The sequence below is a fragment of the Sanguibacter sp. Z41_6 genome (assembly GCF_059621145.1).
On the sequence record NZ_JCAQIF010000001.1, the window covers coordinates 1 to 22,717 of the forward strand.

General features: G+C 71.7%; 20 protein-coding genes. 7 read left to right on the forward strand and 13 right to left on the reverse strand.

The genetic code is table 11. The features are described 5' to 3' along the window. Both AC54T1_RS00005 and AC54T1_RS00010 read left to right on the forward strand, forming a co-directional pair. The coding region (locus AC54T1_RS00005) for an FUSC family protein (RefSeq protein ID WP_496910578.1) at positions 1-2,314 on the forward strand (2,314 nt) is incomplete at its 5' end. After that, the gene (locus AC54T1_RS00010) at positions 2,311-4,254 is read left to right on the forward strand and encodes a heavy metal translocating P-type ATPase (RefSeq protein ID WP_496910579.1); all 1,944 of its coding nucleotides are present in this window, start codon (positions 2,311-2,313) and stop codon (positions 4,252-4,254) included. The genes AC54T1_RS00005 and AC54T1_RS00010, both read left to right, overlap by 4 nt. On the opposite strand, the gene AC54T1_RS00015 is transcribed toward AC54T1_RS00010, so the two are convergent. Both AC54T1_RS00015 and AC54T1_RS00020 read right to left on the reverse strand, forming a co-directional pair. Continuing rightward, positions 4,251-5,096: a DsbA family protein gene (locus AC54T1_RS00015; RefSeq protein ID WP_496910580.1), complete on the reverse strand. Its 846-nt coding sequence runs from the start codon at positions 5,094-5,096 to the stop codon at positions 4,251-4,253. The two genes, AC54T1_RS00010 and AC54T1_RS00015, sit on opposite strands and share 4 nt — an antisense overlap. 50 nt (positions 5,097-5,146) lie before the next feature. Then, entirely contained in the window at positions 5,147-6,856 is a 1,710-nt protein-coding gene (locus AC54T1_RS00020; protein ID WP_496910581.1) for a serine/threonine-protein kinase, read from the reverse strand. 101 nt (positions 6,857-6,957) lie between these two features. Between AC54T1_RS00020 and otsA the strand changes: the two genes are divergently transcribed. The 4 genes from otsA to AC54T1_RS00040 all read left to right on the forward strand — a co-directional run bounded on the left by otsA (position 6,958) and on the right by AC54T1_RS00040 (position 11,901). Beyond that, entirely contained in the window at positions 6,958-8,409 is a 1,452-nt protein-coding gene (gene otsA, locus AC54T1_RS00025; RefSeq protein ID WP_496910582.1) for an alpha,alpha-trehalose-phosphate synthase (UDP-forming), read from the forward strand. Beyond that, the gene (gene otsB / locus AC54T1_RS00030; protein ID WP_496910583.1) at positions 8,399-9,220 is read left to right on the forward strand and encodes a trehalose-phosphatase; all 822 of its coding nucleotides are present in this window, start codon (positions 8,399-8,401) and stop codon (positions 9,218-9,220) included. The genes otsA and otsB overlap by 11 nt, the downstream gene beginning before the upstream one ends. A 196-nt stretch (positions 9,221-9,416) precedes the next feature. After that, positions 9,417-10,547 (forward strand): ABC transporter ATP-binding protein, encoded by a 1,131-nt coding sequence (locus AC54T1_RS00035; protein ID WP_484343284.1) that lies wholly within the window; start codon positions 9,417-9,419, stop codon positions 10,545-10,547. Positions 10,548-10,659: 112 nt separating this feature from the next. Then, the gene (locus AC54T1_RS00040) at positions 10,660-11,901 is read left to right on the forward strand and encodes a DUF4032 domain-containing protein (protein ID WP_484343285.1); all 1,242 of its coding nucleotides are present in this window, start codon (positions 10,660-10,662) and stop codon (positions 11,899-11,901) included. Positions 11,902-11,994: 93 nt separating this feature from the next. Here AC54T1_RS00040 and rlmB read toward each other — a convergent pair whose 3' ends face one another. From rlmB to AC54T1_RS00075, 7 genes are all read right to left on the reverse strand, one after another. Then, positions 11,995-13,035 (reverse strand): 23S rRNA (guanosine(2251)-2'-O)-methyltransferase RlmB, encoded by a 1,041-nt coding sequence (gene rlmB, locus AC54T1_RS00045; RefSeq protein ID WP_496910584.1) that lies wholly within the window; start codon positions 13,033-13,035, stop codon positions 11,995-11,997. Next, positions 13,035-14,465, reverse strand: coding sequence for a cysteine--tRNA ligase (gene cysS / locus AC54T1_RS00050; RefSeq protein WP_496910585.1), 1,431 nt, complete (start codon positions 14,463-14,465; stop codon positions 13,035-13,037). Before cysS ends, rlmB begins: the two co-directional genes overlap by 1 nt. Before the next feature lie 9 nt (positions 14,466-14,474). After that, positions 14,475-15,137, reverse strand: coding sequence for a TetR/AcrR family transcriptional regulator (locus tag AC54T1_RS00055; protein WP_484343288.1), 663 nt, complete (start codon positions 15,135-15,137; stop codon positions 14,475-14,477). A 100-nt stretch (positions 15,138-15,237) separates the two neighbouring features. After that, a complete protein-coding gene (locus tag AC54T1_RS00060; RefSeq protein WP_496910586.1) occupies positions 15,238-15,711 on the reverse strand; it encodes a VOC family protein in 474 nt (157 codons plus the stop codon). 68 nt (positions 15,712-15,779) lie between these two features. Continuing rightward, entirely contained in the window at positions 15,780-16,307 is a 528-nt protein-coding gene (gene ispF / locus AC54T1_RS00065) for a 2-C-methyl-D-erythritol 2,4-cyclodiphosphate synthase (protein ID WP_496910587.1), read from the reverse strand. After that, the gene (gene ispD, locus AC54T1_RS00070; RefSeq protein WP_484343291.1) at positions 16,304-17,110 is read right to left on the reverse strand and encodes a 2-C-methyl-D-erythritol 4-phosphate cytidylyltransferase; all 807 of its coding nucleotides are present in this window, start codon (positions 17,108-17,110) and stop codon (positions 16,304-16,306) included. Before ispD ends, ispF begins: the two co-directional genes overlap by 4 nt. Positions 17,111-17,165: 55 nt before the next feature. Next, positions 17,166-17,648 carry a CarD family transcriptional regulator gene (locus AC54T1_RS00075; RefSeq protein ID WP_484343292.1) on the reverse strand — a complete coding sequence of 161 codons (483 nt, stop codon included), beginning with the start codon at positions 17,646-17,648 and terminating at the stop codon, positions 17,166-17,168. A 353-nt stretch (positions 17,649-18,001) separates the two neighbouring features. On the opposite strand from AC54T1_RS00075, the gene AC54T1_RS00080 reads away from it, so the two are divergent. Next, complete coding sequence (locus AC54T1_RS00080) at positions 18,002-18,475, forward strand: hypothetical protein (RefSeq protein WP_484343293.1); 474 nt, start codon at positions 18,002-18,004, stop codon at positions 18,473-18,475. Positions 18,476-18,600: 125 nt separating this feature from the next. On the opposite strand, the gene pstB is transcribed toward AC54T1_RS00080, so the two are convergent. The 4 genes from pstB to AC54T1_RS00100 are packed head-to-tail and all read right to left on the reverse strand — an operon-like array spanning position 18,601 to position 22,658. Next, on the reverse strand, positions 18,601-19,380 hold the full coding sequence (pstB, locus tag AC54T1_RS00085; protein WP_484343294.1) for a phosphate ABC transporter ATP-binding protein PstB: 780 nt from the start codon (positions 19,378-19,380) through the stop codon (positions 18,601-18,603). Between the two features lie 59 nt (positions 19,381-19,439). Further along, positions 19,440-20,495 carry a phosphate ABC transporter permease PstA gene (gene pstA, locus AC54T1_RS00090; protein WP_496910588.1) on the reverse strand — a complete coding sequence of 352 codons (1,056 nt, stop codon included), beginning with the start codon at positions 20,493-20,495 and terminating at the stop codon, positions 19,440-19,442. Further along, positions 20,495-21,484: a phosphate ABC transporter permease subunit PstC gene (gene pstC / locus AC54T1_RS00095; protein WP_496910589.1), complete on the reverse strand. Its 990-nt coding sequence runs from the start codon at positions 21,482-21,484 to the stop codon at positions 20,495-20,497. The genes pstA and pstC overlap by 1 nt, the downstream gene beginning before the upstream one ends. Positions 21,485-21,518: 34 nt before the next feature. After that, entirely contained in the window at positions 21,519-22,658 is a 1,140-nt protein-coding gene (locus tag AC54T1_RS00100; protein ID WP_496910590.1) for a phosphate ABC transporter substrate-binding protein PstS, read from the reverse strand. Positions 22,659-22,717 lie beyond the last annotated feature (59 nt).

Here is a 22,717-nt window from a genome sequence, read left to right on the forward strand (position 1 = left end):
CATGCACACCCTCACCACCACCGTCGCCCACGACCTCGACTACCAACCCATCCTCATCCCCACACCCACCCCACCCGGGCCCACCGCGGTGCAGGCAGAACCGGACGGCGCCGATCGCACAGCCCGGCACCGGTGGGGGGTGTTCCTGCGGGACCGGGCCGCCCTCGTCGACCCCGGCTCCACCCGTCGCCGGTCGGCGGTGCGTGCCCTGATCGCCGCTACCGCCACCGTCGTGACCCTCGTCGTCGCGCTCCGCCCGTTCGACGGTGCGTCGTTCCCGGCTGCGGTCTACGGAGGCATCATCGCGATGGTCACGAGCGGCGCGATGAGCAGCGCACCAGGCCGGGCACGGGGTTCGCTCGCTGCCCTCGCCGTCGGCCCCGTCGTCGTCGCGGTGGTGCTGACCGCTGTCGTCGACGGCTCCTCCCTCGTGATCGCCGCGTCGGTCGTGGTCGTCGCCCTCCTCGGTGTGTGGGTGGGGCGGTACGGGACGACCTGGGCGTTCCTGGGTCAGATCACGTTCATCGCGTACTACTTCGCTGTGCTCATGGACCTCGAGATCGGGGACATCGTCATGCACGTCGTCGCCGGTGTGGTCGGCGTCGTGTGGTCGGGGATCCTCGGTCTCGTCGTGCTGCGGGACGCCCCGGGGCGGATCGCCCGGGAGGGCGTGGCCGCCTTCCTCTATCGCGTCGTCCTGGCACTGGACCCGCTCGTCGACGCGACCTCGTGGGGACGCTGGGACCCGGACGTCTCCCGACGGGTCGACCAGAACATGCTCCAGCTGCACCGCGCGAGCGCGTTCCTCAGCGGCCAGCTCACCCCGGAGAACACCGCCGTCGACCTCGACCCGGCGCGCGCCGAGACCCTGCGGCTGAAGATCTTCGACGTCGCGCTCGCTACCGCCGCGGTGTCCGACGCGGCGCACGCGGCGAGCGGCGGCGCGCTGCCCGCACTGCTCCGGGGCCGGCTCGCGGGTGAGCTCGAGCTGGTCCGGAGCCGTCTTCACCAGGTCATGGACACGGGTCGCTCCGGGCCGGACGTCGGGCCAGCGACGTCAGACGCGCCCGGAGGGACGTTGTCCTCCGTCGTGCCAGACACGTGGCCCGGGTCCGCGCGTCGTCTGCACCGCGCAACCGTCGCGCTCCTGGACGCGGTGGACGACCTGCACGCGGTGGATGCTGCCGGTCAGACCGGCGGCACGGTGGCGCACGCCGCTCCCGACACCGCCCCGACCGCCGTCGTGCACGGCGATCCACAGGCCGCACCGGACGCCGCCGCGGCGGACGGGGGCACCGGTGCCGGGCCCGCCCACCGACCGGCGGCCCGCCTGCGGCCGTCGACCCGCCGCGCGATCCAGGCCGGTGCGTCCACCGGGCTGGCACTGACCCTCGGGTCGCTCGTGTCGTCGTCCCACCAGGTCTGGGCAGCGCTCCCGACCCTCCAGGTGCTCGCCGGGACGGACGGCGACACGTTCGTCCGGGCGGCCCAACGCGTCCTGGCGACCGTCGCGGGGGCGGCGATCGGCTTCGCCATCGCGATCGCGTCGGGCTCGCACCCGGCCGTCACGCTTCCCGTGCTCGCCCTGTGCGTCTTCGCGTCGCAGTACTTCCAGGCGGTGTCCTCGGCGATCGCCGCGTTCTGGGCGACGATGCTCTACGCCCAGCTCTACGAGCTCCTGCGCTCCATGGGGCCCGTCGCCATCGAGGTCCGCCTCCTCGAGACCATCATCGGTGCCGCCGCCGCACTCGCGGTCGCGCGCGTCGTCCTCCCGCTGCGCACACGCACCAGGCTCGACGGCGAGCTCACGGCCCTCGTCACCTCGCTGTCCGGCGCCACGTCGGCGTCGCTCGGTCTCCTCAGCGGATCGGCGCAGTCCCCGGGTCCGGCGCAGGCTCAGGCGCTGGCCGTCGACCACCAGCTCCAGGCGGTCGCCACGACAGCGGAGCCGCTGCGCCGGTCACCCGGCGCGCTCGGCGTCGGCGGGATCGAGGACGTGCTCACCGCGCTCCGGGCGATGGTCTCCAGCAACGAGGAGATGGTGCACGCAGCCACCGCGACAACGGCAGACTCGGGGATCAGCCACGAGGAGTGGAGGCGGCTCGCGGCCCTCACTGCGGGGAACCTCGACGCGCTCGCCACGGCGCTGCGCGGAGATCCCCCGGTCCAGCCGCCGGGCCCCCTCGAGCTCTCGGACGCCCTGGTGGACGGCGACCACCTCCCCCCAGCGACGACCAGAGCCATCCGGGAGCTCGAGAGGCTCAACGACGCAGCACTGTTCCTGCTCGACGAGCGGGCCGAGGCTGGCCGGTGACAGGACCTGAGCACAGGATCCCGCACCGCCGCACGCACCGGCCCGCCGGCGATCGACCAGCGCTGCGGCCCCGGAGCGCCGCCCGCCGGTACCCGTTGGTCGTCGCCACCATCATCGTCGCCGCCGTGGGAGGAGCCCTGTCCCGGACCGGATGGTCCGGGTACGTGCCCTGGCTCCTCGGAGGGTTCGCGGCCTACGTCGCCGCGCTGTCCGTGTGGCACATGGTCCAGGCGCTCGCGCACGGACGCCTCGGCGTGGACGTGCTCGCGGTCACCGCCATCGGCTCCGCCGTGGCGGTCGGGGAGTACTGGGCGGCGATGGTGGTCGTGCTCATGCTCACCGGGGGCGAGGCGCTCGAGGACTATGCGGCCCACCGCGCCGAGGGTGATCTCACCGCGCTGCTCGCCCGGGCGCCCGTCGTCGCGCACCGTGTGCGCCCCGACGGGACGACGGAGGACGTCCCGGTGGCGTCCGTCGCCCGGGGGGACCGCGTCCTCGTCCGCCCGGGCGAGGTGGTGCCCGTCGACGGCACGCTGCTCACCGAGCTCGCGAGCCTCGACGAGTCGTCGCTCACCGGTGAGAGCCTGCCCGTCGAGCGGGTCGCGGGCGACGAGGTGCTCTCGGGCGGGGTGAACACCTCCGTCGCGGTCACGCTCGAGACGACCCGTCCCGCCGCGCAGAGCCAGTACCAGCAAATCATCGCCCTCGTCGAGCAGGCCTCCGCCAGCAGGTCCCCGATGGTCCGGCTGGCGGACCGCTTCGCCGTGCCCTTCACGGCCCTGGCCTTCGCGATCGCCGGCACGGCGTGGTGGGCCTCGGGTGAGGCGGTGCGGTTCGCCGAGGTCCTCGTCGTCGCCACGCCGTGCCCCCTCATCATCGCTGCGCCCGTCGCGTTCATGGCCGGGATGAGCCGTGCAGCGCGCGAGGGAGTGATCATCAAGAGCAGCGCGACGCTCGAGGCTCTCCACCGCACCCGGACGGTGGCCTTCGACAAGACCGGCACCCTCACCCAGGGGGCGCCGCAGCTCGCGGACGTGCGCAGCTCCGGCGCCCTCGTGGACGCCGAGGTGCTCCGGCTGGCCGCGTCGGCCGAGCAGTACTCCTCGCACGTCCTCGCCGCAGCCGTGATCGACGGCGCGGCGCGGCAGCACCTGAGCCTGTCCGGCGCCGACGCGGCGCAGGAGTCGACGGCCAACGGCGTCACCGCCCGTGTCGACGGCCGCACCGTCGTGGTGGGAAAGCGGTCGTTCGTCGCGGGGGCCGTCGGCCAGGACGTCCCCCGCACGCCGCTCGATGCCGGTGAGCTCGCCGTCTACGTCGCCGTCGACGGCGCGTACGCCGGCTCCCTCGTCCTGCGCGACGAGATCCGGCCCGAGTCGGCGGACACCATCAGCGCCCTGCGGGCACTGGGCGTGCAGAGGATCGTCATGCTCACCGGGGACGGCCGGCAGACCGCCGAGCACGTCGCCGGAGAGCTCGGCGTCGACGACGTGCGCGCCGAGTGTCTCCCGGCCGACAAGGTGCGCGCCGTCCAGGAGATCACCCCGCGGCCGGTCGCCATGGTCGGGGACGGGGTCAACGATGCGCCGGTGCTCGCCGCGGCGGACGTGGGGATCGCGATGGGAGCCCGCGGTGCGACGGCGGCGAGCGAGTCCGCGGACGTCGTCGTCCTGCGGGACGACGTCGCGCTCGTGCCCCGCGCGCTCTCCGTCGGCCGGGAGACCGTCGACGTGGCCCTGCAGAGCATCTGGGTCGGCATCGGGCTCAGCGTGACGCTCATGGTCGTCGCCGCCGGCGGCGTCCTGCCCGCGGTGGTCGGCGCATGGCTGCAGGAGGGTGTCGACGTGGTGTCGATCCTCTGGGCCCTGCGTGCTGGCGGGCGCCGGACAGCACCGCGCCCCGCAGCCGACTCGGCAGCTGCGGGGCGCGGGAGCGACTAGTCGCCTGCGGGCGCGGAACCCTGCGCCTCGGCGATCGCCGCGGCGAGCCCGCCCGGCTGGGCCCAGTTGCCCTCGAACCGCTCGCCGTCGATGACGACCGTGGGGGTACCGAACCCGCCGTTGGGTCCGGCGAGGGCGGGGTTGCTGAAGGCGATCTCCGTCTGAGCCTCGACGAAGGGCTCGTACACCTCCTCCGAGATCTTGCTGGCGACGTCCTCGGGCACACCGACGCTCACCGCGATGTCCCGCAGCTCGTCGTCGGACAGACCCGTGGTGTTCTCGGCAGGCTGGTTGAGGAACAGGGCCTCGTTGAACGCGAGCGCGTGCTCCGGTGCGTTCTCGGCGACGTAGGCGAACGCCTGGGCGGCGCGCGTCGAGTAGGACGTCCCCCGGGACACGGAGTCGAGGATCGAGATGCCGTGGAGGACGAGGTTGATGTCGCCGGAGCTGCGCAGCTCCTCGAGCTCGGGACCGTTGACCTGCTCGAACCCGGCGCAGTTGGGGCACATGTAGTCGAGATAGACCTCGACGGTCACGGCGCCCTCGGACGACGAGCCGGCCTCCCCGCTCGCGCCGAAGCTGATCCCGCCGGTCGCGTCCGCGACAGCGGGAACCTCGATGTCGTCCGGGAACGCCGTGAGACCGTCGCGGTCGGAGTCACCGTTCTGCAGGATCGCCCAGGCGATCAGCGCGACGACGAGCACGCCCGCCACGAGTGAGGTGATGATGACGGCACGCGTCCGCTTCTCGCGGCGCAGCTGCTCCTGCTGGAGCTTGAGCGCCTGCGCCCGGGCGGCCTCCCTCCGGTCGACCTTCGAGAGCTGCGGTTCCTTCGTAGCCATGCGTTCAAGACCTTTGCTGGGTGGGGCACGGACTGGGATTCGCGGCGAGTTTACGGACCAAATCTGGGGGGTTCCTGAAGGGGTGACCACTCGACGGGGTGCCCGGAGACGACGAGCCCGAGGAAGTACGCCGCGAACAGGGCCGCGATGACGACGAGGACGAGGGTACCCACCCACCCCGGCGCGACGCGGTCGAGCACCACGCGCGCACCGTGCCGCACGGGCCAGGTCGCCGGTCCGAACCACAGGAGCAGGGCCGCGAGCGCCGTCGAGAGCGCGAGGACCATCGCGTAGGCGAGGGGCTCGCTCCCGTCCCCGCCGGCGCCGTCCCCGACGACGATCCGGCCGGTCCGCAACGCCCACCACAGCACGCCTCCGACGACGACGACGGCACTGGCGGCCACGAGGAGGGAGGGCACGGCACTGAGCACCGTCCACACGACCCGCCACGGCAGGGCGACGACGGCCCGGACCCCGTCGGACCGCCGGGGCCCCTGCTCCTCCCGTCGGGAGTGGAAGGCGTCATGGCACAGCCCGACGAGCCGGGCCAGGACGACGACCACGAGCAGCGCGACGAGGGCGCCGCCGGGATAGGTCGCCCCCGCGAGCACGATCATGGCGGCGAGCGCGAGGACCGCGGTACCGCGGCGCCGCAGGGGTGGGCGGCGGTAGCCCGGTTCGCCCGGCGGCCCACCATCCTCGCCGGGCCTCTCCCCGTACGGGGAGAGGGGGATGTCTTGCGTCGCCGGCCCCTCGTACGCGGGGCCGACGACGAGTCCCGGTGGGTAGGAGGGGGCTGCCGGCGCACGTTCGAGGACCGCCGTCGCGTCCAGCTCCGGGGCCCTCGCGACATCGAGGGGCCGGGTGGCGTCACCGGCGGGGAGGACAGCGGTCGGGTCCGGTGGCGGGACGTCCGCGGTCTGCGGGAGCACCGCGGTGCTGGGCATGTCCCCGTCCTCGGCCGCGATGCGCAGCTGCTCGACGACGTCGCTCGGCGCGAGCCGGTCGCCCGCGTCGCTCATCAGCGCCCCACGCAGCGCGGCGCTCGTGCGTGGACCGAGGCCAGCTGTGTCCGGGTCACCGTCCCGGGCTCGTGCGATGACGGCCTGCAGGGGTCGCACCCCGAAGGGCGAGCGACCGGTCGCGGCGTAGACGAGCAGCGCGGCCCAGCTCCACCAGTCCGTGGCGGGCGAGGGATCCTGGCGGTCGATGAGCTCGGGCGCGAGATATCCCGGCGTCCCCATGACGAACCCGGTGGAGGTCACGCGCGCGTCCTCCAGGCCGTGCGCGATGCCGAAGTCGATGAGCACGGGTCCGGTATCGGCGATGAGCACGTTGCTCGGCTTGAGGTCCCGGTGGATGACCCCGGCGGCGTGCACGGCGGAGAGGGCGTCCCGGAGCTGCTCGGCCAGCTCGAGAAGGTCCTCGGCGTCCAGCGGGCCGCCCCGGGCGACCTCGGCCTCGAGGGTCGGGCCGTCGACGAGCTCCGTGACGATGAACATCTCCGCGGAGTCGGCCTCGGCGTCGAGCACCTGGGCGACGCCGGGGTGGTGGACGCGCTGGAGAGCGGCGACCTCGCGCGCCAGTCTCCGGCGCATCTCGGCATCGGCCGGGTAGTTGGGGTGCAGCAGCTTGAACGCGACGGGCTGCCCGCCGCCGTCCACCGCCCGGTACACGGTGCCCATGCCCCCCGAGCCGAGCGCGGACAGCAACCGGTATCCACCGATCTCGGTTCCGGGCTCCAGGCCGATCCGCTCCATGCCGCCTACCGTACGCGGAGCGGGGTGCGTAGACGGCCGCCACTGGGCACGCGTCGCGAGGTGTCGTTATTCTGGTGCGGATTCCAAGGAGTTGATCATGTATGGGTAAAGACGGGTTCAGTCTCGTCGTGGTGGCCAACCGGCTACCTGTCGACATGTCCGTGTCCGACGACGGCACCGTGGACTGGAAGCGGTCGCCGGGCGGCCTCGTGACGGCTCTCGAGCCTGTCATGCAGGACGCCGACGGCGCATGGGTGGGCTGGTCGGGAGCGCCCGACCTCGCTGCGACGCCCTTCGACGCCGACGGCATGCGACTCGTACCCGTCACCCTGAGCGAGGACGAGATCGAGCGGTACTACGAGGGGTTCTCCAACGACACCCTGTGGCCGCTCTACCACGACGTCATCGCGGCGCCGGCGTTCCACCGGCAGTGGTGGGACACGTACCGCAAGGTCAACCTCCGGTTCGCCGAGGCAGCAGCCGAGCAGGCGGCCGAGGGTGCGATCGTGTGGGTGCAGGACTACCAGCTGCAGCTCGTGCCCAAGATGCTCCGTGACCTGCGGCCCGACGTGCGGATCGGCTTCTTCAACCACATCCCCTTCCCGCCGCTCGAGATCTTCCAGCAGCTGCCCTGGCGCAAGCAGGTCATCGACGGCCTCCTCGGCGCTGACCTCATCGGGTTCCAGCGGGCGGGCGACGCATCGAACTTCATCCGCGCCGTGCGGCGCCTGACGGACCTCACGACCCGGGGCCAGATCATCACGATGCAGGGCGCGGACGGCCAGCCGAGCCGGCACGTGCGCGCCGCACCGTTCCCCATCTCCATCGACTCCCGACGGTTCGACGAGCTCGCCCGCACCCCGGAGGTGCAGGCACGCGCCAAGGAGGTGCGTGCCGATCTCGGCAACCCCGCGATCATGATGCTCGGCGTCGACCGCCTCGACTACACCAAGGGCATCAGGCACCGCATCAAGGCCTACGGCGAGCTCCTCCAGGACCGTCGTCTCGACCCGGCGCGGTCCACGCTCGTCCAGGTGGCCAGCCCGAGCCGCGAGAACGTCGGCGCGTACCAGGAGCTCCGCGAGCACGTCGAGGGCCTCGTCGGACGCATCAACGGGGAGTACGGAGAGATCGGGCACAGCGCCATCCACTACCTCCACCACTCCTACCCCCCGGAGGAGATGGCCGCGCTCTACCTCGCCGCGGACGTCATGCTCGTGACCTCGCTCCGCGACGGGATGAACCTCGTCGCCAAGGAGTACGTCGCGGCCCGCTCCGACGACCAGGGTGTGCTCGTGCTGTCCGAGTTCACGGGCGCCGCCGACGAGCTGTCCGGGGCGGTCCTGGTCAACCCGCACGACATCGACGGCATGAAGGACGCCCTCATGCAGGCCGCGACGATGGACCACCGCGAGCAGCGCAAGCGCATGCGGCGGCTGCGCCGACGGGTGCTCACGGACGACGTCGCGAAGTGGTCGGCCAACTTCCTCGGGGCGCTCAGCGCGATGCCCGCGAGCTCCCACCACTCCCAGGGCGGCACCCATGACGCCTGAGGCCGTCCTGCGGGACGCGGTGGAGACGTTCCTCGCGGGGTCGGGCACCGCCGGGCCGCTGCTCGTGGCGAGCGACTTCGACGGCGTGCTCGCACCCCTCGTCGACGACCCTGCCTCCTCCCGCATGACGGATGCGGCTGCCCGGGCACTGGCCCGGCTGGCCGCCCTGCCTGCGACGCTCGTCCGGGTCGCCCTCGTCTCGGGCCGCGACCTCGACGCCCTCGCGCACCTCGCGTCACCACCCGCGGGAGCTGTGCTCGTCGGCAGCCACGGCGCCGAGCGTGGGGACGTGCTCGCCGGCAGCGGCGAGACCCGTGTGGAGCGCAGACGCCTCTCGCTGACTCCCGAGCAGGCCGACCTCCTCGCGCAGGTCGAGGCCGGACTCGACTCCCTCGCGGCACCGCTCGACGGTGCCTGGGTGGAGCACAAGCCCTCCGCCGCGGTCCTGCACACACGCCTCGCCGGGCAGCGGGAGCGTGCCGAGGAGTCGGCTCGCGCCTCCGCGGCCCTGGGCGAGCGGCTCGGCGCGCACGTCACGCGAGGCAAGGACGTCGTCGAGATCGCTGTCGTGGAGACCTCGAAGGGGCAGGCGCTGGACGGCCTGCGCACGGAGCTCGGGGCACGCGGGGTGTTCTACATGGGCGACGACGTCACCGACGAGCGCGCGTTCGCCGTCCTCGGCAGCGGTGATCTCGGCGTGAAGGTCGGCGACGGGGACACCCTGGCCGCGGTGCGTGTCGCGGACCCCTCCGCCGCCGCGGACCTCCTCACCCTCCTCGCGGACCGGCTCTCCGAGCGCGCCGGAGCCTGACCGGCGACGCCGCGCGCCGACGAGGACCCTTACGCCCCTCACCCGCTCGTAGTATGCTCACCGTGCCTGGCACCGATGCCGGGCACCACAACTGAAGACGAGTGTCTGCGCGCCGTCTGTTCCTGGACGATCCGCACACACCCCATTCACAACGGATCGTCCGGCACGTACCTGCCGGTGAAGGGATGTCATCACCATGGCAACGGTCACCTACGACCACGCAAGCCGCATCTACCCAGGGACCGAGCGTCCGGCGGTGGACCAGCTCAACCTCCACGTCGAGGACGGCGAGTTCCTCGTCCTCGTCGGCCCCTCCGGCTGTGGCAAGTCCACCTCGCTGCGCATGCTCGCAGGCCTCGAGGACGTCAACGGCGGCCGCATCCTCATCGGTGACCGCGACGTCACCGACGTGCAGCCCAAGGACCGCGACATCGCGATGGTCTTCCAGAACTACGCGCTGTACCCGCACATGTCCGTCGCGGACAACATGGGCTTCGCGCTGAAGATCGCCGGCACCCCGAAGGCGGACATCCGTACCCGCGTCGAAGAGGCCGCGAAGATCCTCGACCTCACCGAGTACCTCGACCGCAAGCCGAAGGCGCTCTCCGGTGGTCAGCGTCAGCGTGTCGCCATGGGCCGCGCCATCGTGCGTCAGCCGCAGGTGTTCCTCATGGACGAGCCGCTGTCGAACCTCGACGCCAAGCTCCGCGTCCAGACCCGTACGCAGATCGCGTCGCTCCAGCGTCGTCTCGGCGTCACGACCGTCTACGTCACGCACGACCAGACCGAGGCGCTCACCATGGGCGACCGCATCGCGGTCCTCAAGGACGGCCTCCTCCAGCAGGTCGGCACGCCCCGCGAGATGTACGACACCCCGCAGAACGTCTTCGTCGCCGGCTTCATCGGCTCGCCCGCGATGAACCTCGGCACGTTCGCCGTCTCCAACGGCGTCGCGCAGATCGGGCAGGCTCGCATCCCGATCGCCCGCGAGGCGACGTCCGCGCTCACCGCTGAGGACAACGGCCGCGTGACCCTCGGGTTCCGCCCCGAGGCGCTCGACATCGTCAGCGCGTCCGACCCGTCGGCCATCCCGGTCGAGGTCAACATCGTCGAGGAGCTCGGCTCCGACGCGTACGTGTACGGCACCCTCAAGGGCGACCTCGCCAACGCCGACCTCGGGGCTGCCGGCGCCGGCGACCACGAGATCATCGTGCGCGTCAACCCGCGCTCGGTGCCGGGCAAGGGCGAGCGCATCCACGTCGCGATCCGCCCCGGCCAGGAGCACGTGTTCTCGCCGAGCAGCGGCCTGCGGCTGTCGAGCTTCTGATGTAGTCCGCAAAGGGGCGGGTGGTGGCCTGGTGCCTCGCCCGCCCCTTTCGCGTTGCCCCGGTACCGACGCCGTGCCGGACCGCTCCACTACCACGGAAAGGACCGCTTTCGTGGCGCAGAACCTCCAGATCACCGCCGCATCACCCGACCCGGCGCTCCTCGACCTCCCGTGGGACGTCCCGCTCGAGGACTGGCCCGCGTCCGTCCTGGCGGCCCTGCCGCGCGGACTGTCGAGGCACGTCGTGCGGTTCGTGCGCCTGTCCGGCGGGGTGATCGCTGTCAAGGAGATCGGCGAGTCGGTCGCGTACCGCGAGTACGAGCTCCTGCGGCAGCTGAGCCGCATCGACGTCCCGAGCGTCGAGCCGGTCGGAGTGATCACCGGTCGGCAGGACAAGAACGGTGAACGCCTCGAGGCCGTGCTCATCACGAAGCACCTCCAGTTCTCGCTGCCCTATCGGTCGCTGTTCAGCCAGACGTTGCGTCCCGACACGGCGACGAGGCTCATCGACGCCCTCGCGGTGCTCCTCGTGCGGCTCCACCTCATCGGGTTCTACTGGGGCGACGTCTCGCTCTCCAACACCCTCTTCCGGCGGGACGCTGAGACCTTCGCCGCGTACCTCGTCGACGCCGAGACGGGTGACCTGCACCAGAAGCTCAGCCCCGGCCAGCGCACCTACGACGTCGAGCTCGCGCGGACGAACATCATCGGCGAGCTCATGGACCTGGCTGCCGGTGAGCTCCTCGACGAGGACATCGACACCATCGCCATCGGGGATGCCCTGCTCGAGCGGTACAACGAGCTGTGGAACGCGCTCACGGAGGAGGAGTCCTTCGACGCGGACGAGCGGTGGCGTGTCGCAGCGCGGATCGACCGCCTGAACAACCTCGGGTTCGACGTCGGTGAGCTCGAGATCACCACCGACATCGACGGGACGAGCGTCCAGATCCAACCCAAGGTGGTCGACGCCGGCCACCACTCCCGACGCCTCATGCACCTCACCGGCCTCGACGTCCAGGAGAACCAGGCGCGCCGGCTGCTCAACGACCTCGACACGTTCCGGGCGGCGACCGACCGCCAGAACGACGACGAGGAGTTCGTCGCCCACGACTGGCTGTCCGGGGTGTTCGAGCCGACCGTGCGTGCCGTGCCCCGGGACCAGCGCCGCAAGCTCGAACCCGCACAGATCTTCCACGAGGTGCTCGACCACCGCTGGTTCATCTCGGAGCAGCAGCACCGCGACGTGCCGCTCAACGAGGCCGTCGCCAGCTACGTCGAGAACGTGCTGCGCCACCGGCCGGACGAGATGGCCATCCTCGGCCTCCCGCCGGAGGCTGCGGACCAGCAGGAGTAGCAGGAGCAGCACGCACGCGCAGAGGGCGGGACCCGGTCGGGTCCCGCCCTCTGCGCTTGGCATGTCCGCCGTCGCGCGGTGCTGACGCGTGTGTCAGGCCTGGGCAGCTGCCGCAGCCCGGACCCGGGCGACCTCGTAGAGCGAGATGCCCGCTGCCACGCCGGCGTTGAGAGACTCGACCTCGGACCCGATGGGGATGGAGGCGATGACGTCGCACGTCTCACGCACGAGCCGCGACAGGCCCTTGCCCTCGGACCCGACGACGAGGACGAGCGGATCCGTGGCGAACGCGAGGTCGCCCACGTCCGTCGAACCGCCCCCGTCGAGGCCCACGATGAAGCAGCCCGCCGACTTGTACTCCTGCAGCGTCCGCGTGAGGTTCGTCGCCCGGGCGACCGGCACACGGGCCGCGGCGCCCGCGGACACCTTCCAGGCGGAGGCCGTGACACCCGCGGAACGTCGTTCGGGGACGAGCACGCCGTGGGCACCGAACGCACCGGCGGAGCGCAGGACGGCCCCGAGGTTGCGGGGGTCCGTCACGCCGTCGAGCGCGACGATGAGCGGCGGTACACCCGCGGCCGCCGCCGCGTCGAGCAGGTCCTCGGGGTCGGCGTACGCGTACGGGGGCACCTGGACCGCGACGCCCTGGTGCACAGAGTCGTCGGTGAGCCGGTCGAGCTCGGGCTTCGTCACCTCGAGGAGGTTGTAGCCCCGGCCGGACGCGATCTGGAGGATCTCCCGGGTGCGGTCGTCGGCCTCGAGCCGGGTGGCGATGTACACCGCCGAGACGGGGATGCGTGCCCGCAGGGCCTCGAGCACGGCGTTACGACCGGAGACCATCTCGTGCGTGGCGGACCCGGCCTTCTTCGTCGTGCGTCCGCCGCGGGGTGCGGCCTTGCCTCCTGGCCGCGCACCACGCGGCCCCTCGGCGCGGTCGGACCGGCCGGCGCTGTCGCCGCGGCTCGCCGCGGCTGCCTTGCGCTTTGCGGCGGGGTGGTGCGGTCGCTCCTCGGCCTTCGGGGTGGGGCCGCGGCCCTCGAGGGCCTGCCGCCCCCAGCCGCCGGATCCCGTCTGGGCGCCCTTCTTCGATCCGGGCTTGCGCACCGCTCCGCGGCGCTGTGAGTTGCCTGGCATCAGTTCTGGTCCTCCGTGGTCGTGGCGGCGAGCGTCCATCGCGCGCCTGATGTCGAGTCCTCGACGACGATCCCGGCCCGCGCGAGGCGGTCCCGGATCGCGTCGGACGTGGCGAAGTCCCGGGCAGCTCGCGCCTCGGCGCGTGCCTCGAGCTCGCAGGAGACGAGAGCGTCCAGCGCTCTCGCGAAGCGGCTGTCGCCGGAGGCGTCGGCAGTCCAGCGTGCCGGGTCGAGCCCCAGGACGTCGAGCATCGCGCGCACGGCGGCGAGCTCGATCGCCACGACGGCGTCCTGGCGGTCCGCGAGCGCGGAGTTGCCCGCCTTGAGGTGCTCGTGGACGACAGCGAGTGCCGCCGAGACGTTGAGGTCGTCGTTCATGGCGGCGACGAATGCCTCGGGCAGCTCGACGGAGCCCACGTCGTCGGGCGCACCCACCCGCTCGGTCGCCCGCTCGACGAACCCGGCGAAACGGTCCCACGTCGCGTCCGCGTCCGCGAGGGTCTCCGGGGTCCACTCGAGCATCGACCGATAGTGGACCGACGCGAGGGCGAACCTCAGGACGGCGGGACGGGTCCGCGCGAGCACCTCGGTGACGAGCAGCCCGTTGCCGAGCGACTTGCTCATCTTGGCGCCCCCCTGCGTCACCCAGGCGGAGTGCATCCAGTACCGGGCGAAGTCGTACCCCGCGGCTCGTGACTGGGCCTGCTCGTTCTCATGGTGCGGGAACCTCAGGTCGAGCCCGCCCCCGTGGATGTCGAAGGTGTCGCCGAGGTATCGCCGCGCCATCGCGGAGCACTCGAGGTGCCACCCGGGGCGGCCGCGGCCGAACGGCGTTGGCCACGACGCAGTCTCGGGTTCGCCGGGCTTCGCGGCCTTCCACAGAGCGAAGTCGCGCGGGTCCCGCTTGACGCTCACGTCCGTCTCGTCGGGGGCCGGGGTGAGGTCCTCGAGACGCTGGTTCGTGAGCTCCCCGTAGGGCTCCCACGACCGCACGTCGAAGTACACGTCGCCCTCGCCCGTCTGGTACGCGTGCCCGGCGGCCACGAGGCGCTCCATGAGGTCGATCATGTCGGTGACGTGCCCGGTGGCACGGGGCTCGTACGTGGCAGGCTCGTTGCCCAGGGCGTCGTAGGCGTCACGGAACGCACGCTCGTGCCTGTCCGCCCATGCCCACCACGGCACGCCCGCCGCTGCGGACTTCGCGAGGATCTTGTCGTCGACGTCGGTGACGTTGCGGATGTACGTCACCGAGCTCCCGGTCCGACGCAGCCAGCGGACGAGGACGTCGAACGCCACGGCCGACCTCATGTGGCCGATGTGCGGCGGGCCCTGGACGGTCGCACCGCAGACGTAGATGCCCACCTCACCCTGACGCAGGGGCTCGAAGTCGCGGACGTCACGCACGGCGGTGTCGTACAGGCGGAGGGTCACACCCCAAGGTTACCGGGGGCCAGCCTCCGCGGCGGAACCGCTCCCGACCTCCGCACCGCGACGGCGCTCGGCCTCCGCACCGAGCGGGGCGGCGAGTCCCGCGATCTGCCGTGCGAAGAGGCGCACGACCCTGCGGGCGGCGTCGTCGTCGCCGTCTGCCACCCAGGCCAGACCCAACCCGTCGAAGAATGCGGCCACTGTCCGCCCGACGTCCTCGACCGGGTACGCCCAGACGACGCCGTGCTGCTCGGCCACCGCTGTGAGGACCGCGACGGCGCCGGCCCGAGAGTCCACGTACTGGCGCGTGACGAGAGGTCGCATCGCGGTGCGTCGCAGCCCGAGCAGGGTGAGCTCGTAGCCGAGGAGCTGGTGGTCCCGCCGGGCGGACAGGTGCGCCCAGAGCGCGAGCCCGACGGACTCGAGCACATCGACGAGGTCGCCCTCCGCGGGCACCTGGAGGTCGTCCGCACCGATGATGAGCCGGGTGACACGACGGCTCATGGCGGCAAGCAGGTCCGCCTGGTCGTCGAACGAGGAGGTGGCCGCGTCCCAGGACACCCCGGCGGCGGCGGCCGCCGAACGGAGCGTGACGTGCTCGATCCCCTGCTCCGCCGCCAGCTCCAGCGCCGCGCTGACCACGCGGTCCCTACGCTCCTCGAGCGTCCACCCCATGTCGATCCTCCGCGCGTCGCCGTCCAGCACCTGACCCCATCATGCGACACGTCTCGTCCCGGACGCCGCGGAGTCCACAGGATCACCCGGTGTATCGCCCTCAGCCCTGCGCCGCCGCACGGAGGGCGGGCAGCGAGATCTTGTCCATGGTGGACAACGCCTGAGCGACCCGGGCCGTGCGGTCGGGGTCGGGGTCGCTCATGAGGCGTTCGAGCTCCGTCGGGACGATCTGCCACCGCAGGCCGTAGCGGTCGGTGAGCCACCCGCACCGGCTGGCCGCACCTCCGTCGCCCGTGAGCCGCGCCCAGAGCTCGTCGATCTCCTCCTGGGTCTCGACCTGCACCGCGAGGGAGACCGCGTCCGTGAACGGGACCGTCGTGCCACCGTTGAGGGCTTGGAAAGACCGCCCTGCGAGCTCGAACTCGATCATGAGCGCGGTGCCTGCCGGAAGCCGCGCGTCGTCCCCGTACCGGGAGATGGACGTGACGGTCGAGCCCGGGAACAGCGAGGTGTAGAAGGCGACCGCCTCTTCCGCGTCCTGGTCGAACCACAGGCACGTGCTGATGCTCGTCATGGGTCCCTCGTCTCGTCGACGTCAGCCCAGCGTGGCACATGTCCGGCCACGGGACCAGGATCCGCGGGTCAGGATCCGGGCGCGACGACCAGCGCGGTCGCGATGGCGGCGACGCCCTCGCCGCGCCCCGTGAGGCCGAGGCCGTCCGTCGTCGTCGCGGTGACGGTGACGGGGGCGCCGGCGGCCACACTCAGCACCCGCTCGGCCTCCGCGCGTCGGGGTCCGAGCCGGGGCCGGGTCCCGACGAGCTGGACAGCGACGTTACCGATGTGGAAGCCGGCAGCCCGGACGCGCGCGGCCGCCTCGGCCAGGAGCACGGCGCCGCTGGCGCCAGACCACTCGGGCGCGCTCGTCCCGAAGTTCGAGCCGAGGTCGCCGAGGCCGCTCGCCGAGAACAGGGCATCGGCCGCGGCGTGCGCGACGACGTCCGCGTCGGAGTGCCCGGCGAGCCCGGGTTCCCCGGGCCAGTGCAGGCCCGCCAGCCAGAGCGCGCGGTCAGCACCCGGCAACGCGTAGGCGTGCACGTCCGTGCCGATCCCGACGCGGGGCAGGACGCCCGCGGGCGGTGCGGCCGGCGGCAGGGGCGGCTCGGTCATCGCCCGGGTGCGGCAGGGTGGGCGTCCACCCCGTCCGCGAGCAGCCGCGCGACAGCGAGGTCGTGCGGCGTGGTGATCTTCAGGGCGGCCACGTCACCGTCGACCACCCACACCGGCTCACCGACGGCTTCGACGAGCGAGGCGTCGTCGGTCGCGGCCGTGGCCTCGGAGCGGGCTCGCTCCTCCCCGGCGGCGTGGGCGCGCACGAGCAGGTCCCAGGTGAAACCCTGCGGAGTCTGCACAGCACGCAGCGACGACCTGTCGACCGATCCGGCGACGAGCTCCGGAGCCGGGCCGTCGGCCGCCGTCGAGCCGAGCGCGGGCGCCACGAGCTTCATCGTGTCCGTCACCGCGTACCCCGGGATGACGGCGCTGTATCCGCGCCGGACCGCGTCGATGATGCGCAGCATCATCGACGCCGGCGCGAGCGGGCGGGCCGCGTCGTGGACGAGCACGACGTCGCACGGTGCGTGCGCGTCCTCGGGGTCCGCCGACGCGTCCTCGAGCGTCGCGGCAAGCGCTGCGATGCCGGCTGCCACCGACGCCTGGCGGGTGTCCCCACCGGCGACGACCTGCCACGGGCCGAGCCCGTCGACGCCACGCAGCACGTCCTCGAACTCGCTGACCCTGTCGGCCGGCGCGGTGACGACGATGCAGCGCACCTCACCGGTCCGGGCGAGCTCACGAGCGGCGCGGACGACGAGGGGCACCCCGCCGATCTCGACGAGGGCCTTGGGGTGCCCGAACCCCAGACGCGTCCCGGAACCGGCCGCCGTGAGGATCGCGACGGCGTTCGCCGTCATCGGCCGGCCGACCCGCGCAGGCACCGCGGGCCGGCAACCGTGTTCTGTCGGCGCATCAGGATGCGAGGACCTCGTCGAGGATGGCTTCCGCCTTCTCCTCCTCCGTGTGCTCGGCCAGAGCCAGCTCGGAGACGAGGATCTGGCGAGCACGGGCGAGCATGCGCTTCTCGCCCGCAGACAGGCCGCGGTCGGCATCACGGCGGGAGAGGTCACGGACGACCTCGGCAACCTTGATGACGTCGCCCGAGGCGATCTTCTCGACGTTCGCCTTGTAGCGGCGCGACCAGTTGGTCGGCTCTTCGGTGTAGGGGGCGCGGAGCACCTCGAACACCTTGTCGAGACCCTCCTGGCCCACCACGTCACGGACACCGACGAGATCGACGTTGTCCGCCGGGACCTCGATGGTCAGATCACCCTGGGCAACCTTGAGCTTGAGATAGATCTTGTCCTCACCGCGCACGGTTCGGGTCTTGATCTCTTCGATAAGAGCAGCACCATGGTGCGGGTAGACAACGGTCTCCCCAACTGTGAACGTCATCAGTGGAAGTCCCCTTTCGCGGATGCCCATCTTACCACGCCAGAACGTTGAAATTCCGGGCTCCTCCGCTCCCCTCCCGCGCCCCCACGAGGAAGCGTCGCGACGCGCCCGGGCTCCCGGTGTGGCGTGCGACATAGTGCAGTCCGTGTCCGGCTGGTACCCGTTCGGCTAGGCTGTGCCCCAGACGGCCTGTCCCCCGAAGGAGCGCGACGGTCGGTGCACGGCCCGCCCGGTGAGACCGGGCGCGACGTGACCAGCACACTCAGCACGACTCCTCAGAGCCGCGCCGACATGCGCCGTGACCCCCGCCACCGTGGCCCCCCGGGCCCGCACGTGACATCCAGGAGCCACCCGTGATCACCCGTTCTCCGAAGACACGCTCCGTTCTCGCCCTCTCCGCGCTCGGCCTCACCCTCGCCGTCAGCGCCTGCGCGCCGACGACGAACCTGCCCTACAACCCCTCGGACGGCATCCGCGCCGAGATCGGTGACATCTCGGTCGACAACCTCATGATCGTCACGACCGCCGAGGGCGAGCCGGGCCAGCTTCTCGGTGCGGCGACGAACGCCGCCGACGACAGCGGGACCCTCTCGATCCGCACCGGTGACAGCTCGGTCAACATCCCCGTCATGCTCAAGGGCGGCGAGACCCTGACCTTCCACAAGGACGGCGCCACCCCGACCGTCATCTCGGCCGTCCCGACCGCTCCGGGGACGAACCTCTCCGTCACCTTGGCGAACGCGGCTGGCGAGTCCACGATCGTGAGCGTCCCGGTCCTCGACGGCACGCTGCCGGAGTACGCCGACGCCCTGCCCGGAAACAGCTGAACCACGGGCTCGGACCGCACCACGGACGACACCGACGAGGGCGGGGCCTGCAGCTGCAGGCCCCGCCCTCGTCGTGATTCATCCGTGCACCTGCCCGCGTCCTCGTCCCTCGACCGGGCGCCCGGTCACCCGAAGCGGCCCGAGATGTAGTCCTCCGTCGCCTTCTCCCTCGGCGAGGAGAACATCGTCGAGGTGTCGTCCATCTCGATGAGGCGGCCGGGCTTGCCCGTGCCGGCGATGTTGAAGAAGGCTGTCCGGTCGCTCACCCGGGCCGCCTGCTGCATGTTGTGCGTGACGATGACGATCGTGTAGTCGTTCTTCAGCTCCGCCATGAGGTCCTCGATCGCGAGCGTCGAGATCGGGTCGAGGGCCGAGCACGGCTCGTCCATGAGCAGGACGTCCGGCTTCACGGCGATCGCGCGAGCGATGCACAGACGTTGCTGCTGCCCGCCGGACAACGAGGAGCCAGGGCGGTCCAGCCGGTCCTTCACCTCGTTCCAGAGGTTCGCACCGCGCAACGACGACTCGACGAGCTCGCTCGCGTCGGTCTTCGAGATCCGCCGGTTGTTCAGCCGCACCCCCGCGAGCACGTTGTCCGCGATGGACATCGTCGGGAAGGGGTTGGGGCGCTGGAAGACCATCCCGACCTGGCGGCGGACGCCCACGGGGTCGACGTCCGTGCCGTAGAGGTCCTGGCCGTCCATGACGGCCTTCCCCTCCACCCGGGCCCCGGGGATGACCTCGTGCATCCGGTTGAGGGTGCGCAGGAAGGTCGACTTCCCGCAGCCCGAGGGGCCGATGAGAGCGGTGACGGACCGCTCCTCGACGGTCATCGTCACGTCGGCGACCGCGAGGAAGTCGCTGTAGTACACGTTGAGGTCGCTGACCTCGATGCGTTTGGACACGTGGATCCTTCCGTTCTCGGTGCGGTACGAGTCCGCGAGCCGTGCGGCGCCGTCGGCCCTCAGCGGGCTGCGGCTGGGGAGAAGTACTTGCTGACCATGCGGGCGACGACGTTGAGGAGCATGACGATCACGATGAGGGTGAGCGCTGCCGCCCAGGCGCGCTCGACCCCGGCACCGCCCTGGGAGTACTGCCGGAACGCGTACACCGGCAGCGTCGTCATGCGGCCGTCGAAGAGGTCCCAGTTGACCCCGACGACGATGCCCACGGTGAGCAGCAGCGGAGCGGTCTCCCCGATGACCCGGGCGACCGCGAGCATCACCCCGGTGACGATCCCCGCGACCGCGGTCCGCAGGACGACCTTGATGATCGTCAGCCACTTGGGCACCCCCAGGGCGTAGGAGGCCTCGCGGAGCTCGTTGGGGACGAGGCGCAGCATCTCTTCGACCGACCGGATGACCACCGGGATCATGAGGACGGACAGGGCCGCGGCTCCCATGATCCCGGCACGGTACGCCGCCCCGAAGATCATGGTGAAGAGCGTGAACGCGAAGAGCCCGGCGACGATCGACGGGATGCCCGTCATGACGTCGACGAGGAACGTGATGCTCCGTGCCAGGCGACCCCGCCCGTACTCGACGAGGTAGATGGCCGTGAGCAGGCCGATCGGGACGGAGATCGCCGTCGCGGCGAGAGTGATGAGCAGGGTCCCCATGATCGCGTGGTAGACGCCGCCCTCGGCCATGTCGCCGAAGACGCCGACCATGTTCGTGTTGAGGAACGTGAAGCTGAACCGCTTCGAGCCCTCACGCACGACCGTCCACAGCAGGGACACGAGCGGGATGAGCGCGACGAGGAAGGCGCCCGTGACGAGAGTCGTCGCGAGCCGGTCCTTCGCCCGGCGCTCGCCCTCGACGATGAGCGACGTGATCGGCAGCGCCAGGACGTACAGGAGCGCCGCGAGGGCGAGGACGGTCCCGACCGTGGGGGTCGCGGCGACGAGCAGGACGAGGAACGACACGACGAGCGCACCGGCACCGAACGCCCAGGGGGCGCGGTCCGGCAACCGGGGGGACACCGAGCTCGACGTGGCCGGCGGGTCTGCGACGAGCGTCATCAGTTGGCTCCTGAGAACTCGCTGCGGCGGGAGATGATCCACCGCGCGAACATGTTGACCGCGAGGGTGATGAGGAACAGCGCGAGACCGGTCGCGATGAGCACGCTGACCGACAGGCCGGAGGCCTCGGGAAACTTCGCCGCGATGTTCGCCGCGATGGACTGGTGGTTGCCGGGCCGGAGGAGGAAGAAGGAGTACACGAACCCGGGCGAGAGGATCATGAGGACGGCCATCGTCTCGCCCAGCGCCCGGCCGAGGCCGAGCATGGACGCGCTGATGATGCCGGACCGGCCGAACGGGATCACCGCCGTGCGGACCATCTCCCAGCGGGTGGCGCCGAGCGCCAGCGCGGCCTCCTCGTGCAGGCGGGGCGTCTGGAGGAAGACCTCCCGAGCGATCGCGGTGATGATGGGAAGGATCATCACGGCGAGCACCACGGCGGCCGTGAGCACGTTCTTGGCCGGTGGCTGGTACCCGCTGAAGAGCGGGACGAACCCGAGCGGACCGGTGAGGAACCGGAAGACGGGATCGAGGACGGGAGCGAGCCACAGCGCGCCCCACAGGCCGTACACGACCGACGGGACGGCCGCCAGGAGGTCGACGACGTACCCGAAGCCGTGCGCCAGACGCCGCGGAGCGTAGTGCGAGATGAACAACGCGATCCCGACAGCCAGCGGCACGGCCAGCAGCAGGGCCAGCACCGAGGCCAGAAGGGTGCCGAACACGAGGGGCCCGACGTACTCGAGCAGCGACGAGGCCTCGCCGAACCAGGCGATCTCCTGGAGCTCCTCCGGCGAGGCCGTGAGCGCTGGCCACGCGCGCAGGACGAGGAACCCCGCGACCGCCGCGAGCGTGACGAGGATCGTCAGGCCCGCGGCGATGCACAGGTACTCGAAGAGCCGTCCCGCGAGCGGACCCCTGGCGCGCGTGCGCGCAGGGGGTTCACCGGCGGGGGCGGTGCGGATCTTCGAAGGGCTCAGAACGGCCACAAGGACTCCGTCAGCTGTGAGGGGTGGGAGAGGGTCAGCCGACCGTGGTGATCGAGTCGATCGCCGCGGTCACCTCCGCGCGCAGCGCGTCCGAGATGGGGGCGGAGCCAGCGACGTCGGGCATCGCCGCGACATCCTGGCCCTCGGTGCTCGCGATGTAGCCGAGGAACGCCTTGACGTTCGCCACCTCGGACGCGTCCTCGTACTGCGAGCAGGCCACCGAGTAGGAGATGAGCACGAGCGGGTACGCACCCTCGGCCGTGGTGGCGCGGTCGAGCTCGACGACGATCTGGTTCTCGTTCGCGGTCTCCGCACGGGGCGAGGAGTCCACGACGGAGGCCGCGGCCTCGGGCGAGAAGGGCACGTACTCCTCACCGACCTTGAGCGCGACCGTGCCGAGGGAACCGGCGCGGGAGGCGTCGGCATAGCCGATCGCACCCTCGGCGCCCGAGACCGTGTCGATGAGCCCGGACGTGCCGTTGCCCGACTGCGTGCCCGAGATGGGCCAGTCACCGCTCGGCTCGTAGGTCCAGGCGCCGTCCGACGCCGCCGCCAGGTACTCGGTGAAGTTCTCCGTCGTGCCCGACTCGTCGTTCCGGTTCACCGGGACGATGGCCGTCGCGGGGAGCTCGACGCCCGCGTTCTCCGCAGCGACGAGCGGGTCGTTCCACATGGTCACCTCGCCGCTGAAGATCTTCGCGATGAGCGGGGCCGACATGTTGAGGTGGTCGACCCCGAGGTCCGGGAGGTTGTAGACCACGGCGATGGGGCTGATGTACAGCGGGAGCTCGAGCACGTCGCCGCCGTAGCAGCGCTCGGACGCGGCAGCGATCTCGTCCTCGGTGAGGGCGGCGTCGGATCCCGCGAACTGCACACCACCGTTGAGGAACTGCTCGCGACCCCCACCGGAGCCCACGGCCTCGTAGCTCACCATGACGTCGGGGGCGACGCTCGCGAACGTGGCCATCCAGCCCTCCATCGCCTTCTCCTGGGAGGAGGCACCCGCGCCGGCGAGGTTGCCCGAGAGGTCGGCCGCGGCGCTCGAGGTTCCCGACCCGCTCGTCGCTCCGGCGCTGCCACCGCTCGTGGCGTCCGCACCGCAGGCGGCGAGCGTCACGGTGAGTGCGCCGACCGTCGCGACGGTGGTGAGGCTGCGGTTCTTGACACGCTTCACTGTCGTACCCATTCTGCAGAGCCCGCTCGCAGCGCGGTCGCGTGCGATCACCGCCGACG